The 15,508-nt window shown below is 59.8% G+C and carries 14 protein-coding genes and 2 pseudogenes; 7 read left to right on the top strand and 9 right to left on the bottom strand.

The annotated features are described in order from the left end of the window. Nucleotides 1-704: 704 nt before the first annotated feature. The 5 genes from AC0IY1_RS11405 to AC0IY1_RS11385 all read right to left on the bottom strand — a co-directional run bounded on the left by AC0IY1_RS11405 (nucleotide 705) and on the right by AC0IY1_RS11385 (nucleotide 7,811). Entirely contained in the window at nucleotides 705-1,013 is a 309-nt protein-coding gene (locus AC0IY1_RS11405) for a hypothetical protein (protein WP_471769605.1), read from the bottom strand. A 111-nt stretch (nucleotides 1,014-1,124) separates the two neighbouring features. Continuing rightward, nucleotides 1,125-1,556, bottom strand: coding sequence for a hypothetical protein (locus AC0IY1_RS11400; protein ID WP_471769604.1), 432 nt, complete (start codon nucleotides 1,554-1,556; stop codon nucleotides 1,125-1,127). A 200-nt stretch (nucleotides 1,557-1,756) separates the two neighbouring features. Then, nucleotides 1,757-2,014, bottom strand: a complete 258-nt coding sequence (locus tag AC0IY1_RS11395) for a DUF6489 family protein (protein ID WP_471769602.1) — start codon at nucleotides 2,012-2,014, stop codon at nucleotides 1,757-1,759. Between the two features lie 536 nt (nucleotides 2,015-2,550). Next, a complete protein-coding gene (locus tag AC0IY1_RS11390; RefSeq protein ID WP_471769601.1) occupies nucleotides 2,551-4,605 on the bottom strand; it encodes an ATP-binding protein in 2,055 nt (684 codons plus the stop codon). A gap of 2,945 nt (nucleotides 4,606-7,550) precedes the next feature. After that, the gene (locus tag AC0IY1_RS11385) at nucleotides 7,551-7,811 is read right to left on the bottom strand and encodes a hypothetical protein (RefSeq protein ID WP_471769599.1); all 261 of its coding nucleotides are present in this window, start codon (nucleotides 7,809-7,811) and stop codon (nucleotides 7,551-7,553) included. 179 nt (nucleotides 7,812-7,990) lie between these two features. On the opposite strand from AC0IY1_RS11385, the gene AC0IY1_RS11380 reads away from it, so the two are divergent. Continuing rightward, nucleotides 7,991-8,182 (top strand): hypothetical protein, encoded by a 192-nt coding sequence (locus AC0IY1_RS11380; RefSeq protein WP_471769597.1) that lies wholly within the window; start codon nucleotides 7,991-7,993, stop codon nucleotides 8,180-8,182. A 730-nt stretch (nucleotides 8,183-8,912) separates the two neighbouring features. After that, a pseudogene (locus tag AC0IY1_RS11375) lies at nucleotides 8,913-9,092 on the top strand (transposase); the annotation flags it as partial. Between the two features lie 87 nt (nucleotides 9,093-9,179). Here the strand turns inward: AC0IY1_RS11375 and AC0IY1_RS11370 are convergent. Further along, a complete protein-coding gene (locus tag AC0IY1_RS11370; RefSeq protein WP_471769595.1) occupies nucleotides 9,180-9,434 on the bottom strand; it encodes a hypothetical protein in 255 nt (84 codons plus the stop codon). Nucleotides 9,435-9,669: 235 nt separating this feature from the next. Here AC0IY1_RS11370 and AC0IY1_RS11365 point away from each other — a divergent pair, with 235 nt between their 5' ends. The 3 genes and pseudogenes from AC0IY1_RS11365 to AC0IY1_RS11355 form a co-directional block, all read left to right on the top strand. Next, complete coding sequence (locus tag AC0IY1_RS11365; protein WP_471769593.1) at nucleotides 9,670-10,686, top strand: IS110 family RNA-guided transposase; 1,017 nt, start codon at nucleotides 9,670-9,672, stop codon at nucleotides 10,684-10,686. A gap of 339 nt (nucleotides 10,687-11,025) precedes the next feature. Further along, entirely contained in the window at nucleotides 11,026-11,778 is a 753-nt protein-coding gene (locus AC0IY1_RS11360) for an IS6 family transposase (RefSeq protein ID WP_471769591.1), read from the top strand. A 42-nt stretch (nucleotides 11,779-11,820) separates the two neighbouring features. Further along, nucleotides 11,821-12,012: pseudogene (locus tag AC0IY1_RS11355) on the top strand (transposase); the annotation flags it as partial. 203 nt (nucleotides 12,013-12,215) lie between these two features. On the opposite strand, the gene AC0IY1_RS11350 reads toward AC0IY1_RS11355, so the two are convergent. The 3 genes from AC0IY1_RS11350 to AC0IY1_RS11340 form a co-directional block, all read right to left on the bottom strand. Continuing rightward, nucleotides 12,216-12,479 carry a hypothetical protein gene (locus AC0IY1_RS11350; RefSeq protein ID WP_103712460.1) on the bottom strand — a complete coding sequence of 88 codons (264 nt, stop codon included), beginning with the start codon at nucleotides 12,477-12,479 and terminating at the stop codon, nucleotides 12,216-12,218. A gap of 1,152 nt (nucleotides 12,480-13,631) precedes the next feature. Then, nucleotides 13,632-13,823 (bottom strand): hypothetical protein, encoded by a 192-nt coding sequence (locus AC0IY1_RS11345; protein WP_146056531.1) that lies wholly within the window; start codon nucleotides 13,821-13,823, stop codon nucleotides 13,632-13,634. A gap of 191 nt (nucleotides 13,824-14,014) precedes the next feature. Beyond that, complete coding sequence (locus AC0IY1_RS11340) at nucleotides 14,015-14,182, bottom strand: hypothetical protein (protein ID WP_471769589.1); 168 nt, start codon at nucleotides 14,180-14,182, stop codon at nucleotides 14,015-14,017. A gap of 427 nt (nucleotides 14,183-14,609) precedes the next feature. Here AC0IY1_RS11340 and AC0IY1_RS11335 point away from each other — a divergent pair, with 427 nt between their 5' ends. Further along, complete coding sequence (locus tag AC0IY1_RS11335; protein WP_156375749.1) at nucleotides 14,610-14,774, top strand: hypothetical protein; 165 nt, start codon at nucleotides 14,610-14,612, stop codon at nucleotides 14,772-14,774. Nucleotides 14,775-15,128: 354 nt separating this feature from the next. After that, nucleotides 15,129-15,305: a ribosome modulation factor gene (locus AC0IY1_RS11330; protein WP_471769587.1), complete on the top strand. Its 177-nt coding sequence runs from the start codon at nucleotides 15,129-15,131 to the stop codon at nucleotides 15,303-15,305. The last annotated feature ends 203 nt before the right edge of the window (nucleotides 15,306-15,508 follow it).

Here is a 15,508-nt window from a genome sequence, read left to right as displayed (position 1 = left end):
ATGGAAGGTGTCCTCACCTTCTCTCGAGGGAATTTTTGGTATCGGGATTTCGCTCATAGCATCTTGCAATTCCAGTAGGGCACTCTCTTTCATCGAGATAGGTAGCGACCGGATATGGCTGCTTGCAAGTTGGATCATTGCGGTCCGCATAGTTTCCATTTGTGCAGTCAAATTGACCATGAGAGCGTACGAGGCCTCGTCCATATTAGCTCCATCAATTTATTTGAGATTTTCTAGTAGCGCATTTTACTACGTGACGCTTGCCTTTTGATCGGCGTGGCGGCATTCGCTCTGCCATGCACGCTTCGGCATCTCGGCCGAGCAGCTTTGGGCGCTGTGGAGGGAGCCTGTAGGGCTGTCCTACCTCACCTTCATCGAAGCGTCAGGGTGCCAGCTTCTTCGGATCTCTGGCTATCGCCCGTGCTTGCCAGCCTTCGACTGCGCATATGTACCTACGGAAGCAAGATCGCGAGTGCCGCTTCCGTGATGACTTGTGCATTCAAAGTAAGTAGCACCGCTCCCAGTCTGATCTGTGAATAGCAAACGGGTCTTGACCGCCGATAGCGAATTAGACCAATTGTTTGCTGGTCAAATTACCACCGAAACTGGAAGCCGCGCGATAGGGATGGGCAGGGTTCGCAAAAAGTCACAGCAGACGGAGTTAAGCTCGCGTACCAAGCCGAGGGGTAGCGACAAATTTTGCTTCACGGCCACGAGTCGATAAGGGCCATTACGCGCAACGCTTCGAGAACCGCTCCAGCGATTGCACGGGCCTCAGAGTTTCCGTCCTTCGTTTCCGGGAGAACGGCCAAGGAATAACTCCCGTCCGTCTCGTAGTGAGTGAGCTTCACGTTCAGCATGCGGTACGAGCCCGGATGACTCATGCCGTAGAGCGCCACACCGTAGGGACCGACCTTTCCGTAACTTTTCAGCAGATCACATGGGTTGAGGGCCAATACTGCTGGGCTTACCCCTACCTTCGGCGCAAAATTTGGTCGCACGACATCGCCCATGAGGTGTATCCCGCGCCTAGATCTTCGGCACATGGTGCACTCTAATTGACGTTCGCACCAGCTAATTCCAAAAGGATGGCTTCGGGCGCAAACCAAATGTTTTCGTCGGCTTCAATACCCGACCAAGATGGTTTTCATGCCATACGGAAACCATTGAGGATCATATCCAGCATTCCGCCTGATTGTTTTGCGGACTCGTAGTGAGAAAGCCTCGCTGCTGACCATAAAGCGGACATCCTCACTACGACTGAAGATCGTCAAAGACTGATGCTCGTCATCTACGATCATGTCGTATGCGTTATAGATAGAGGTCAAAAATCTCAAACCCTCGGCCGAGTAGGGCTGCCTGAAATTAGCGTCTAGAATATTCGTAGCATTGAGGAATTTTTGGAAGTTTTTCTGAATTGATAATTGCAGAAGGATTAGTTGTTTGCTGCCGGACCTTTCTACGGGCGGCGAGATATCGGCGGGACGCACCTGAGCGTCGAGCAGAACCTCGCCATATCCATCAGGTCTCACGGCAACGACGCACACGGTCGACATGGCTGGCTTCCGCCGGTCGCTTTGTGAACCGGACGATCTTATAGCACGGTATCGCCGCTGGGACCTGTGTCCGGCACTGTCCTGCGGGCTACGAGGGCATGGGCCGCACTTATCGGCAGAGAAACAAGAGGAGTTGTGGGGGCGGTAAGGTGTCCTCTTGGATGCTGCGTGGCCCGTTGCCCGCGTTGGCAAACGAGCGCTCACTTTGAGCGTGATTTAGGTCCGCCAAAGCCTTGCTGGAACAGCTTCGTGAATGCCTCCTGCATTTGCTCAGGGTTCTGGGGGACGAGTGACATCCAGCTTTTCATCACTGTCTCGGGTGAGAAGCGGTCCATCTCAGACAGCATACGCTTCTCCATCTCAGCCATGACAGCAGTCTGCATAGGCTGAAGGTCTGGAAGGCCCATGAATGTGCGCGCCTCCTCAGGGGTGCAATCGATGTTCACTGTGACCTTCATCGCGGCCTCCCTAACCCGTTTAGTATGCTGGTCAAGAAGCTATTTTCCCTTGAGCATGTTCCCATAGGCTCAAATTTCATCCGTGATGAGAGTAAAGATGTAAAGTAACGGACTACGCCCGGTGACTGAGGATAACTCGGTGCCCTCAAAGCCGACCGCGCTGCTGAACGGCTAGGCTGGCTACAACTTTGACAGGCGAGGCGCGAGCTTGTCTGCTTCAAGCGATGTCCGGACGTTTCGTAGGCCTCCGGCGAACTTCCCCCTGCCACACCATGCAGCTACATTTGTCAGTAAAACGTTCGTTTTCCCGACAAAGCATGCCGTCTGCTTCCGACCCAATCCAGCCGTACGAGCAGTCGTCGGGGCTTCCCAAAAGCGGCCATTCGTCCGCCGGCAGTCAATTTCTGCCTGGGGTGGGGAGTGGTAGTTTGCTCAACGCCCGAAAGCGGTCGTTTGCATAGGGTCGTCTTACGGGGCTCCGGGCTGCGATTGTGATGGGCTGGGAGAGAAGTAGATCACGACACAGGTGCGCCGGATCAGGACGCGATCATTTCCCGGATGCGCGCGGCCATCGCCTCGACCGCGAACGGCTTGGTCAGAACCGCCATGCCGTGAGCGAGGTGTCCGTTGCCGAGCACCGAGTTCTCCGCGTAGCCGGTGATGAACAGCACTTTGAGGTCTGGTCGCGACACACGGGCCGCGTCGGCCATCTGCCGTCCATTCATGCCGCCGGGCAGGCCCACGTCCGTGACCAGTAGATCGATGCGCACGTCCGATTGCAGGACCTTCAGCCCGGCCGCGCTGTCGCCTGCCTCGATCGCGGTGTAGCCGAGGTCCTCCAGGATGTCGGTGACCAGCATGCGCACGGTCGGCTCGTCGTCCACGATCAGCACCGTCTCGCCTTGCTCGGCGCGCGGGAGGGCCAGCGCCTTCTCCGTCGCTTCGTCCACTTCTCCCTCGCCGAAGTGGCGCGGCAGGTAGATGCACACGGTCGTGCCCTCGCCGACCTCCGAGTAGACGCGCACCTGCCCGTCGGACTGCTGTGCGAACCCGTAGATCATCGACAGACCAAGCCCGGTGCCCTCGCCGATCGGCTTGGTGGTGAAGAACGGCTCGAACACGCGGGCGATCACCTCCGGCGGCATCCCGGTGCCGGTGTCAGTCACACACATCGAAAGGTACTGGCCTTCCGGGATAGCGTGCTTCTGCGCTGCCGGTCGGTCCAGCCACTTGTTGGCGGTCTCGACGGTGATGCGGCCTCCGTCCGGCATCGCGTCCCGGGCGTTGATGCACAGGTTCAGTAGTACGTTCTCAAGCTGCGACGGGTCCACTAGCGCGGGCCACAGGCTGGCGGCGCCGACCGTCTCCAGATGGATGGTCGGGCCGATCGTGCGCTGGATCAGATCCTCCATGCCGTTGATCAGCCGGTTCACATTGGTCGGCTTGGGGTCGAGCGTCTGGCGGCGGGAGAACGCGAGCAGGCGGTGGGTTAGCGCGGCGGCGCGCTTCGAGGCGCCCTGCGCGGCTACCATGTAGCGTTCGACATCGTTGAACCGTCCCTGGCTCATGCGGTTCTGCATCATCTCCAGCGAGCCGGAGATACCCGCCAAGAGATTGTTGAAGTCGTGCGCCAGCCCGCCCGTGAGCTGGCCGACCGCCTCCATCTTCTGGGACTGGCGCAAGGCCTCCTCGGCGGCCGCTAAGGCGTCGGCACGCTCACGCTCGACGGTGAAGTCCCGGCCTACGGCGTTGATGACCCCGGCGTCGGGACGGGTTGACCAGCTGATCCAGCGATAGCTGCCGTCCCTGTGGCGGTAGCGGTTGTCGAAGCGCGCGAACCCGTGTCCCTCTGACGACGACTGCGCCCCCCTGACCGTGTGCTCCAAGTCGTCGGGGTGAATGAAGTCGAAGATCGTCCTGCCGAGAAGTTCCCGCTCTGACCAGCCGAGCACGTCGGCCCAGGCCGGGTTGACGGCGATGATGCCACCGTCGAAGCCGCAGCGGAGCATGATGTCGGAGGAGAGCTGCCATAGCTGGTTGCGGTCCGCCGTGCGCTCGGCCACCTGCCGCTCCAGTGAGGCCGCCATAGCTCGCAGATCTTCCTCCGCTCTTCGGCGCTCGACCGCCGATCGCGTCCGGTCTGCCACTTCGCGGATGAATGCGAGTTCCTCGGTCGTCCACAGTCGCGGTGTCGTACTGAGGACGAAGAACACGGCGACCATGCGGCCGCGTTCCATGACCGGGATGTTGACGAAGGCCCGTCCGCCAGCCCCTTCCAGAGCGGCGGCAGTTTCTACGGTTCGTGGGTCCAACCGAACATCGGAAATGACAACGTCGCGACCGAGTTGCAAATCCGGGCTGTAGTGCCCAAAATCCTGCATCCGATAGCGGCCCGCGATGCCGGGGATACCCGGGGCGGACCAATTCCGCTCGATGACGAAGCCATCCATATCGGCATCCATCGTGCCGTATCCGGCGCTGGTGACGTCCAGAGCGCGGCCGACCACCTCAGAAGCGATGAACGTCATCGCGGCAATGCCAGTGGCCTCGTGGAGCTGATCGTTCAGTTCCAGCAGCACGTCACGTTTCATCGCTATCCTGGAAAAGAGCGGCTTCCTCACAACCGTCTTCCATAGGACAAGTTCGAGCGAAGCTAAACGGCGCAGAAAGATTGGACAGGCCGGAAGCGGACACTCTCAAGGTCGCAGAAGGGTCGTGAGCGGGCGGGGATCGCGACGTCCGCTCTGATGCCTCTCCCGATAAAAGCAGACCGGCAGAAAACCATTCAAACAAGACATTCGTCCTATTTGCTATGTTGTCGGGTATCCGATCGTTTTTCCGACACTCTTGCGCTATGTGTTTCACGCAGCCTTGAGCGTTTCACCGCCGCTCGTCATATGCGCCGTGGATCAACTTCTCGATTTGCTCTAACCCCCGCGCGCGTGCGGTTGATTCGGAGTTCGCCGCGCGATCCGATCGTTGAATAAGCTTATTGTTTTGCCGAATAGCCCATTGCCAACTTCCTTTGGCGTGTGGGTTCGGCTGAACTTCTAAAACGTAAGGGTAAGTGGCGCTCGGCTCGCTCATCGCTCGAATATGTGAGTGCGCTTGGCAGACTTCATCGGCTCCTATGTGCTCCAGAATGCCCCAGGACGACCGCCAGCCGGTACGGCGAGGCTTTCCGCTATAATCACGCCCAAGCCTGCCAGCACCTCGCTAATGCCAATTAATTCGTCGGTCCCTCAGGTCGCGCTGGTCCTGTGAGGATCAATTCCATTCCGTTGATCGCATTACGAAGTGACGCAAAGGCCTCCACTGTGCCGCGTAGATGGGCGACAACGACCCGCCTCGCAGTCACGCCTCCTTGTCCGTCTTCGTCTTGGATGACCGCAGTAAGTGCGACGTGGCCTACTGCCCCGTGCATACCGAAGACCGGCGCCTCATCCAGGAAGATGATCGGAGCACTTGTTGCGTTCTCTAGGGGGATTTGTAGTCTTTTGACTTCGTCGCTCATTTTTAAAGCTCCTTATTTCAGTGGATCATACCTCCGATGTGGCGCGCTCGGGTACGCAATCCGAGTCGCAGGTCGCCAACTCAGCTTAATTCATGATTAAGGTTGGGCTGAGAATGATTCCTTCCGATATTAGTTCGTCTTAGAAAGCTCCCGCCGAAGCTCTTGCACAAACAACTGAGCATGCCCTGGAACGACAGATCGAACGTTTTTATGGAAGGTGTCCTCACCTTCCAGTGAGGGACTTTTTGGCATCGGTATTTCACTCATAGCATCTTGCAATTCCACCAAGGCGCTCTCTTTCATCGAGATAGGTAGCGACCGGATATGGTTGCTTGCAAGTTGAATCATTGCGGTCCGCATAGTTTCCATTTGCGCAGTCAAATTGACCATGAGAGCGTACGAGGCCTCGTCCATATTAGCTCCATCAATTTATTTGAGATTTTCTCGTAGCGCATTTTACTACGTGACGCTTGCCCTTTGATCGGCGTGGCGCCATTCGCTCTGCCATGCACGCTTCGGCATCTCGGCTGAGCGGCATTGGGCGCTGTGGAGGGAGCCTGTAGGGCTGTCCTCCCTCACCTTCATCGAAGCGTCAGGGTGCCAGCTTCTTCGGATCTCTGGCTATCGCCTGTACTTGCCAGCCTTCGACTGCGCATACGTACCTACGGAAGCAAGATCACGAGTACCGCTTCCGTGATGGCTTGTGCATTCGAGGTAAGTAGCACCGCTCCCAGTCTGACCTGTGAACCGCAGACGGGTCTAGAACGCCGATAGCGAATTAGACCAATTGCTTGCTGATGAGATTGCCACCGAAACTGGAAGCCGCGTGACAACTTAGCGAACTATCGGCGACAGTCCGACGTCAGGAATTGTCCCAGCCACACTGTTTCGCCAGAGCCGCCTGCCAGCCAGGCGGCGGCTCGACGCCGAGCGCCACCATTCCTACACTCGTCAGATCCAGAACGCGGCTGCGGTGTTCAGGAGGCACCTCAGCGATGGAGGCGTATCCCAGCGAATGCTTCGCTATCCCCTCCGCGGTTTGCAGCCAAACCGCTGGCAGAGACGGAAGGCCGCCACTATCGACCGGAGGATTTGTCATAGCTCGCACCTGACGCGGAGACCTCCCAATCTGACTGGCCGCTTGATCGGCATGGGAACAGGCTCACGCATCATCCTTCGAGGGGATGACCTCGCTCTGTACCGCGGTGCACGATGTTCCGCCAACAGCCGCCGCATTGTTCGATTAATATCGGAGCAGGATCGCCTGGCATTGGTGTGTCAGGCGCGCTCGGCGTCTGCCATCTCGGTGATGCGTCTGTGCAGGGCGTCATAGAACTGTGCTCGAAGGCCGGCCGGTTCGCGCTGCACCATCCATTCGCTTCGCGCCTCGCCTGCTAGCTCCACAAGGAAGCGGTGTCGGCCTGAGCGAGTTGGCCAATCTCCTGCTGTTCGAGTGGCCTCCTCGGCGATGCGATGGACCAGAGTGGGGATGCTGACCCATCCGGGCGACCCCGCGTGATCTGCGTGTTCACGCAGATCAGCTAGAAAGCCGCGTGCGGCGACTCTGGTAGAACCCAGGGTATCATCTAGTGAATTTTGCATCGGCGTCCCCTCACTTTCGTTCGTCACGGCTCTCGAACCCGAGGAACGAGCCCAGATGGAGAGAACGGTCTGGGATCTAAACTACCAGGTATCGCGCTGAGCTATTGGCCGGCGGTCGCAGCTGAGGTGGGTCCAAGGGGCGCCTGTATGAGCAGGGTCAGTTTGCCGGGCGCCCAACATGGTGCGCAAGGGCAGTCTTCCATCCAGGCGACGGCAAAGTGCTTCGCATCTGCATGCGTGCGGTGACGCTCGTTAGCACCATTTGCCAGTGCTCCGGGCTTAATGCAGGCAACGCGTGTTCATACCCAAGATTGCGAGATGAACCGGCTGCTGAATGAGCCCACTCCTCCAGTACGTAGGCATCGAAAAATTCTTTGAAGTTGCCTGGTGCCTGTACCATCACGCTTCTCCGATCCCGAGCTAGATGTGATGGTTATTGTCTTGCGTAATTTGCATGTTGGAGAGAGATAGGTGCTGCTTTAATAACTGTCGCAACCTGATATTGGAGTTTTCGCCATCAGCAGGATTGGTAAGATACGCTGCACAGCTCGCGATTGCGTCGTCGGTGTGTTGGTCGACCATCGCGCGGTCTGCAGTATCCATCCCGTCGAGATCATCAAAGCCCAACTCAGCCGCAATTAACTCAGAGATTTCTAGACGTTTGGCATCGAGGGGGGTCATTGACCTACTCCAACCAATAGCGCCGATGCCGTAATGCTACTCCTGCAGGACTTCGATAGCGAGGAAAACTTTTGAGAACAATCTGTTCTCGTGGGTCAGTTCATTCGCGCCCGGCGCTGATCGCTTTCTAGCCTTGATAGGCGACGTCCAACCTCCAGCAGCAGCATGGCGCTCATCTAATGGAGAAGCGTTCCAGGCAGGTCTTGGAGGGCTTTATGCGCTGCAAGACAATGCTCGGCGGCGCGTTTCAGCGGGTGGACAGATTGAGCGGAAGCAGCCTCATCCAGCCGGTTCTGAGTGATGTCGATCAGGACACCGCTTCCTCGTATCGGGCGGCCGGCATGATCGAGAGTGATAAGACCGCGCGCTAGAACGTAGCGTGTCGCTCTATCGGCAGTGACCACTCGGTAATGGATGAGACGCTTCGGATTGACGAGGGGATCGTGCCTAGGGAACGATGAAGTGGCTTCGACCTTAGTGCCCCGCTCGATTTTCTCCCAGTACTATCTTCATTCCGCAAGGTGTCCACTGACCATTGTACGGAGCGTTGCGCCTTATCGTGTTCCTAACCCGCTTTGAAAGGCTTTCGCTTCCAACCCCGAAGGCGATGCACATTGGATTGCTGAAGACTGTCATTGATTGATCCTCATCAACAAGCCCGTCATAGGCCTTGTAGAGGCCTCCCAAGAAGTCGAGGCTGTCAAGCGTGAGGGGACCTTTGAATACACTGGCAATGTCATCAGCAACCACTACAAAGCGCTGAAATCGGTTCCGGATGTACGCTTGCAGTATTAGAAGCTGCCGTCCGCTGGACATATCGGCAGGTTCGGTGATCCCTGGCGGCCTAGGATGCGCAGGAACCAAGATCTCAGCGAAACCGCTGGCCTGTACGGCTATAATGCAGACTGACGTCATGAATAATTTTTCGCCCGGTCGCTATACGAACCGGGATTTCTTCTAGCACGATATTAGGATCATTTCTGAAATACTTTAATGACTGCTGAGACCCCGTTTCATAACGGGCTGAACAGCTTAGCTGTTGGGTGAGCGGCGGGCATCGTGGGGGTTGGGAGAGTGTCTGACCCTCACCCAGGAACCCCAATGTGGACGCCCGCTGCCCGCGCCGAGCTTGCGTGCGAGAGCCTGCCCTACGCAACCAGCCTCAATGATGCCGAGTGGGCGGTGCTTGCGCCGTTTCTACCGGCGCCGTCCAGCACAGGCCGCCCGTGGCGCCGGCCACTGCGCGCAGTCATTGATGGCATCTTGTACGTGCTGCGGACACCCTGACAGTAAACTCGTCCATGATCGTCTCTTCCGCTCACCGCCTACGGATTTCCCCACGATGCCACGTTGTCACGTGACAACTGGCTATTCTCCACGGTTTAGTGCATCGAAGTCCCGGCCGTGGGCACGCAACACGAGGCGAAGCCCTTCGAGGTAGAGGTCGTGTGGCTTGCAGTCCTGAGCCGCCGCGATCTCACGCAGCGCCTTGAAGACCTTCGGGTGGGCGTAGACGGACGCATGCGGCTTCTCGAAACGCACCCGCCGCTTATAGCCATCCCGCTCCTCTTCAGAGGTATCATGAGCAACAGCCCGGCCAGCCACCACGTTGTCAGGACCCACGTTCCAACGTTTCCACGCTGTCACGTGGCAACGTGACAGCGTTGTTTGTAGGTGGTCCTTTTGCTGCGATCTGGGCTAGCTGGTCGTTAATCGAGGGGCGGGGCTTCTTAGACATGCGTCGCTCCGATCTGCGCCTTCACCCATTGCCAGAGGGGCCTGATGGGGTGGACGGCCCCCGCTACGGCATCGCTGTGCCAGGATGAGGTCCGTTGGATCTCATCGACAGGAGCCGTCCATGGCACAGGTTAGCACCATCGGCCTCGATCTGGCGAAGAACGTCTTCCAAGTCCACGGCATCGATGCGCAGGGCAAGGTCCTCGTGCGGCGGTCGTTGCGCCGGGCTGAGGTCCTAGCCTTCTTCGCTAAACTCTCTCCCTGCTTGGTCGGCATGGAAGCCTGCGCGACCGCGCATCACTGGGGGCGCGAGCTGACGAAGTTCGGCCATACCGTCAAGCTGATGCCGCCAGCTTACGTGAAGGCCTACGTGAAGCGCGGCAAGACCGATGCGGCTGATGCGGAGGCGATCGCTGAAGCCGTCCAACGCCCGACCATGCGCTTCGTCGCCGTCAAGACGCGGGATCAGCAGGCGGTGCTGATGCTGCACAAGGTGCGCGATCTGCTCGTCCGGCAGCGGACCATGCTGATCAATGCCCTGCGCGGTCACCTGGCTGAGTTCGGCATCGTGGCAGCCCAGGGTGCTGCCGGCGTGACGAGCGCCATCGCGCAGTTCAGGACCGAGCAGGCCGACCTGCCAGAGTTGGCCCGATCCGCGATCCGGCGCCTCATCGGTCAGATCGAAGCGGTCGCCGAGGAAGTCAAAAAGGCCGAGACCGAGATCGTGGCTTGGTGCCGCAACGACGCTGCGAGCCGCCGCCTGCTGACGATCCCAGGCATTGGGCCGATCACCGCGAGTGCCATCGCGGCGGCCGTGCCCGACCCCGGCCTGTTCCGCTCCGGCCGGCAGTTTGCGGCTTGGCTCGGTCTAACGCCACAACCGCATAGCAGCGGCGGCAAAGAGCGGCTCGGACGCATCAGCAAGCAGGGTGACGGCATGATCCGCCGGCTGCTCGTGGTGGGGGCCACGGCGGTGATTCGGGTGGCACGCCAGGACAATCCCGGCCGAGCCTGGGCTAAGCGGCTTTTGGAGCGCAAGCCCGCCCGGGTCGTGTCGGTGGCTCTGGCCAACAAGACCGCCCGGATCGCCTGGGCGGTGATGATGCGCGGCGAAGTCTACAGAGCGCCCGCCGTCTGATGAGATCCCGTCTGCCGGCTGTCTCGCCGGCTGCGGGGGTGCCGAGTGCTGAGAGGTGATGACGAACCGGTCGAGCCGGGATTGAGGAGAGCCCGCCTTGCGACAAGCGCATCATAGCGCGTGGGCCTGATAGGGACCTCAATCGCGGACTTCATCAGGGCCAGCGGTCATCAGCGCCGCGTCAACAGGCCGGACACATGACTGCACCCCGACCGGGCGGCACCACTTTCCACTTGCACCGCAGGGGCCGTCCACACATGTCGCAAACGCGATCGCGTCGGCGTTTACCCCGCGTTGACTATACGGCCTGCATGGCGCCTCCGTTTTCGGAGGCCCCCTATGATCCTGTCCGCCATCGCCGCCAAGCTCAAGCAGCGCGCCAAGGGCGACTTCAAGGGTCGGCACTACGAGGCCGCCCTGATCGTGCAAGCGGTTTCTTGGTACTTGCGCTACCCGCTTAGCTACCGCGACATCGAGGAGCTGTTCCTGGAGCGCGGCCTGGAGGTGGACCACTCCACCCTGAACCGGTGGGTGCTCGCCTACGCACCGTTGATCGAGAAGCGGCTACGCCAGTTCCGCAAGCCGCACTGCGGGTCGCTCCGGATCGACGAGACATACATCAAGGTGCGGGGTGAGTGGCGCTACCTCTACCGCGCCATCGATAAGAACGGGAACCCCGTCGACTTCTTGCTGACCGCCCGGCGAGACCTCGACGCGGCCAAGCGGTTCTTCCGTAAGATGTTGGCGGATCAGCCGCTTCTCGCCCCTGACCGGATCGGCACAGATGGCGCCAGCACCTACCCGCCGACCATCGCTGAGAGCCGCAAGGTGGGCCTGCTGCCCCGCATCCCACTCCACTACGTCACGAAGCACCTACAGCAGGGCATCGAAAGCGACCACTTCCGGGTGAAGCAGCCGATGCCGCGGGTGGGCGGCTTCCGCTCGTTCAACACAGCGCGCCGCACGATCTGCGGCTTCGAGGCCATGCTCTGGCTGCGCAAGGGCTTTGGCTTTGCCGGCGCGTGGACCGTCCGCGAGCAGAACCAGTTGCTCGGGTTCTGCTTCGGACTTTCGACGGTTAACAAAACCTGAAAACGCGGCAGATCCGGCCTCTGCCGCGGCTTAAGGCAAGGTTTGCGACAAGTCCGTCGGCAGTTCTTCTCCGAGGAGAAGATCCGCGTGGTGCTGGAAGGCTTGCGTGGCGAGGACAGCATCGCCGAATTGTGCCGACGCGAGGGGATCGCCGCCTCGATGTACTACGGCTGGTCCAAGGAGTTCCTGGAGGCGGGCAAGAAGCGCCTGTCGGGGGACACGGCTCGTGCGGCCGGATCAGCTATCGCAGCGAGGACGCTGTGCTGAAAGCCGAAGGGCGCACGAGGGCTGTATGACCCTTCCATCGTTCGCGCCATGCTGTGGGTGAGGGTGGGTTCGCACGCTGAAACAAAAACCCGCCATGACCGTAGCCAGGCGGGTAAATGTCTTTCCTGTAGAAACGCCAGCTGGATAAACCGATCTGAAGCGGTCCCTATTTAATTGCTGCCGCCGCTCCCACCACCAGCGCTGCCGTTCGGAACAGCCTGCTCAGGCTTGTTCGCATTGCCGCCTGCAGCCGAGTCGGAGGTTGCCGTGTCGGCACCCGTGGCGCCCCGCGAAACGACAATGTCTCGATCGTTGCCAGTGCTGTTCGGCTCCTGGGTGACGATAGCAGTGCCGGGCTGGCGCAGCGGACCAGTTTGCGCATAGGCAGGAGCAGTGGCGAACAGGGCGACGCTGGCGAGAACAAGGTATTTCACAGGGCACTTTCGTTTAGGCCGACATAAATCGCTGTCGTCCATGTAGGCTGTGACAAGTCATGCCCGCGCCCATAGTTGCCCCAGTCCTGTGTCACACCCCAGGGCAATTGCTCGTTCCCTGTGTCGGTTACGTTTGGTTAACTATCTCCTGACCAGCCTGCGTTTTACCGGAAGGCAGGTGCCGTCGTGATCTCGGATCGTCCGATCTACCATGAGACCGAAGCCTGTCCTGTCTCGCTCGATCTGCTAGGGCGTGTCTATCGCGCCGACGCGGACAAGATGCTGCTCCTTATCGCTGACATTCCCGAGAACATACGGGCTCGCTTGGCAGCCTACCTCTACGGTCGCAGTCACACGCATGAGCTGGGTCTACAGGTAGGAGCCACTTGTACGATGGCCGCTCTGTCGGGAGCGGAAGGGCCTCTCGGTGAGGCCATCTACGCGCAATCGCGTCAGACCTACGCCCGGCCAGATCATGGCAAGGCCCGATCCCCCTTCAAGCGGCGGATCAGCCTCTCTGGTTCCCAGATGAAAGCCGATCTCCACACCTGACATTGTGAGAGCTGTATATTCGGCTCCCCCACGAGAGAGCTGCGCTCTGCTACTTCGCAGTCTGCCAGATCGCAGTGACCGCCCGAAGGGCTGTGTCACCGGCTGCTTCCGAGGCTCCTTCAGAGCCAAAAGAGCGCACTGACCGCTGCACCACCTCCTTGTCTCTCCAGATCGCCCAGTCGAACCGACCAGGCTCCGTTGCAGACGGTGTGACCCGCAGGGAATGGGGATTGGGAGTGAAGATGATCATGGAGATCATATGGGCCTGTACGCAGGCATTTCCCAACGCTTATCCTGGGTGAACCTGACCAGTTTGAGCCATCACGCGCCCCCCATTAATGGGTGGGAGCCCGGCAGTAACGCACAGGGACCCGCAAGCTTGGATCAGCGCTTCTTAGGCTGCCTTCTCCTTTGCGAGCCGAAGGGCCTTGAGGCGCACCGTCTTGTCCTCGGTGGCTTGCCGAGCAGCGTCATAAGCTGCTCGTGCTTCCCCTCCCTTACGCGCCTGCTCCACTAGCTCGGCGGCCACTGTCTCTGCTCGTTCTTGTTTCTTAGCAGCCCTTATCTCGGCCCGCTCCCGGAGACCGTAGTCAGCGGTGGTCATGCTGGCGACCGCACGAAGCAGTCGTCGAACTCAGCCGGTCCATAGGACCGGCCAGTGATGTCGCTGATGCTGACACCGTCAAATCCCTCGGCTTCTAGATCGCGCGCCTTCTGCAACGCTTTGTCGAGAGACGAGCGCTGGAACGACACGTCGCTGTCGTTCTGCCGGCCGGTGACGATCAACTTCATCTGGGCTCCGTCTCTGATGAAGGACATCCCCTCGGGCGCCGATACGATGGCAGCCGGCCAAAGGGGGTGTTCACATCCCTAACACAAGTTTAACCCAACCTTGGCGGTATAATCCGCAGACAGGCAATTTTAGCTCGCAACACCTCTATTTCGGCTTGGGGCGCCCCTGCATCGAAGCACGCAAGACCGAGCTACCTCTTCTTGGCTGCCTTCTTGACCACCTTCTTGGCGGCCTCCTTGTCAGCCTGCTCCTTGGCGAGCCGAAGGGCCTTGAGGCGCACCGTCTTGTCCTCGGTGGCCTGCTGGGTCGCGTCGTAATCCGCTCGTGCCTCGCCTCCTTCGCGGGCCTTCTCCTGCAATCTGTCGGCCCTCGCCGAGGGTGACGGGCTGCTGACGATCGAGGAGCGCCGCCACGAGGGCCGGAAGAACAGTCCCAACCTTCTCCGCATCATCAGCCGCGAGTGGCAGGCGTGGATGCGCCGTGGTGCCGGCCAGAAGCGAAACGGTTTCGCATTGTCTTCCGAGGGAAGGGCACAGCCGAAGGCCATAGGGTGCAAAGCGATGCATCCAACGGATAAGGGCATAACTCTGGGTACGAATTTGCCGGCAAAACCCTCCAAGAAGCTGCCGGAACGGCAGAGTTTTGCCCATCGGTAGGGCGATCTCCGACATCCCTCAGATAGGCAGGACCGGCGCAGCCATGCGTGGTACTGCTTTTGATTGTCGTCGGTGAGTGGTTCGCGCTGTGCGCCCCCCTACTGGATGGCAAGCACAGGCGGGCATGCGATGCGTGACGAGCCGAAGATCATCCCACAGGTAGGCAGAAGCCCACCGGAGCACTCGGCGCTCCTGGGCATCCGGGCCGCAACGATCATGATCGCCGTTTGGGCGGTGCTGATCCTGGTCGCATTGCTGTGGCTCGGTGCTTTGGTCGCGAAGCACCTCCCCTAGGTTGGAGCGAGTCGGCGGCGCAGAAGCCCGCGAACAAGCCGGAAGGGCAGGAGCGCCACCTTCAGCAAAGCGCCCGTTACCAAAACCACGAAGACCGATACGATGGCTGCTAAGACGTTGATCAAGCGCGTTGCTCCCTCCACCAGGCTGAAGCGTTAGGGGCGTTCATCCCTTCGCCACTGCCGGCATAGGATCGGCTACGAACGGGGCGGGACTAAGGGGTCGGCTTCCAATTCGGACCGCTACAAACGCGGCATGATGAAGCCATAGGGCGCTCCTCGGCTCCGCAAGGCACTTACGCCTCGGATCAACTCGACCGCGAACGAGGTTGGCGGGTTTTGGAGGGCATCACCCATGTCCGAGCACCCGAGATCCCAGTCCGATCCGATCAACCAAGGTGCCCACGCCCGTGCCCATGGTCGCAAGCGTGAATGCTGTCCCTACCCCGCCGGCTCCGAAGAACGTGAGGCTTGGCTGGAGGGCTTTACCGGTATGCCGCGCGACCGTCCCAGAGATCTGCCCCTGAGTTGAGCCTGAACTGGCACGTTCCTGCCTTGTCGAACGTTGGCGGCGGGAAGGGATGTTCATGGCCCAGAGCTGTTCATCCGCAGCGAAAGATGTTTGCAAGGTGCTCGGAACGAGCGTTTAGGCGGCTGCTGGCTGAGGCGTCCTCCTCATGGGGTGATACCTTCGCGAAAGCACCAGCGGCCCCCCGAATGCTCCGTAGCGATCAA

Source organism: Methylobacterium sp. AC690 (assembly GCF_979256535.1).
Note: the sequence above shows the minus strand (reverse complement) of the source record. Positions and strands in the feature narration are given on the sequence as shown.

Bases quoted from the DNA above. Each gene is read 5' to 3' on its own strand.
- AC0IY1_RS11330 (WP_471769587.1), top strand. From the start codon at position 15,129: ATGTCCGAGCACCCGAGATCCCAGTCCGATCCGATCAACCAAGGTGCC.
- AC0IY1_RS11395 (WP_471769602.1), bottom strand. From the start codon at position 2,014: ATGAAGGTCACAGTGAACATCGATTGCACCCCTGAGGAGGCGCGCACA.
- AC0IY1_RS11380 (WP_471769597.1), top strand. From the start codon at position 7,991: ATGGAGAAGCGTTCCAGGCAGGTCTTGGAGGGCTTTATGCGCTGCAAG.
- AC0IY1_RS11360 (WP_471769591.1), top strand. From the start codon at position 11,026: ATGATCCTGTCCGCCATCGCCGCCAAGCTCAAGCAGCGCGCCAAGGGC.
- AC0IY1_RS11345 (WP_146056531.1), bottom strand. From the start codon at position 13,823: ATGAAGTTGATCGTCACCGGCCGGCAGAACGACAGCGACGTGTCGTTC.
- AC0IY1_RS11400 (WP_471769604.1), bottom strand. From the start codon at position 1,556: ATGTCGACCGTGTGCGTCGTTGCCGTGAGACCTGATGGATATGGCGAG.
- AC0IY1_RS11335 (WP_156375749.1), top strand. From the start codon at position 14,610: ATGCGTGACGAGCCGAAGATCATCCCACAGGTAGGCAGAAGCCCACCG.
- AC0IY1_RS11365 (WP_471769593.1), top strand. From the start codon at position 9,670: ATGGCACAGGTTAGCACCATCGGCCTCGATCTGGCGAAGAACGTCTTC.
- AC0IY1_RS11405 (WP_471769605.1), bottom strand. From the start codon at position 1,013: ATGGGCGATGTCGTGCGACCAAATTTTGCGCCGAAGGTAGGGGTAAGC.
- AC0IY1_RS11385 (WP_471769599.1), bottom strand. From the start codon at position 7,811: ATGACCCCCCTCGATGCCAAACGTCTAGAAATCTCTGAGTTAATTGCG.
- AC0IY1_RS11390 (WP_471769601.1), bottom strand. From the start codon at position 4,605: ATGAAACGTGACGTGCTGCTGGAACTGAACGATCAGCTCCACGAGGCC.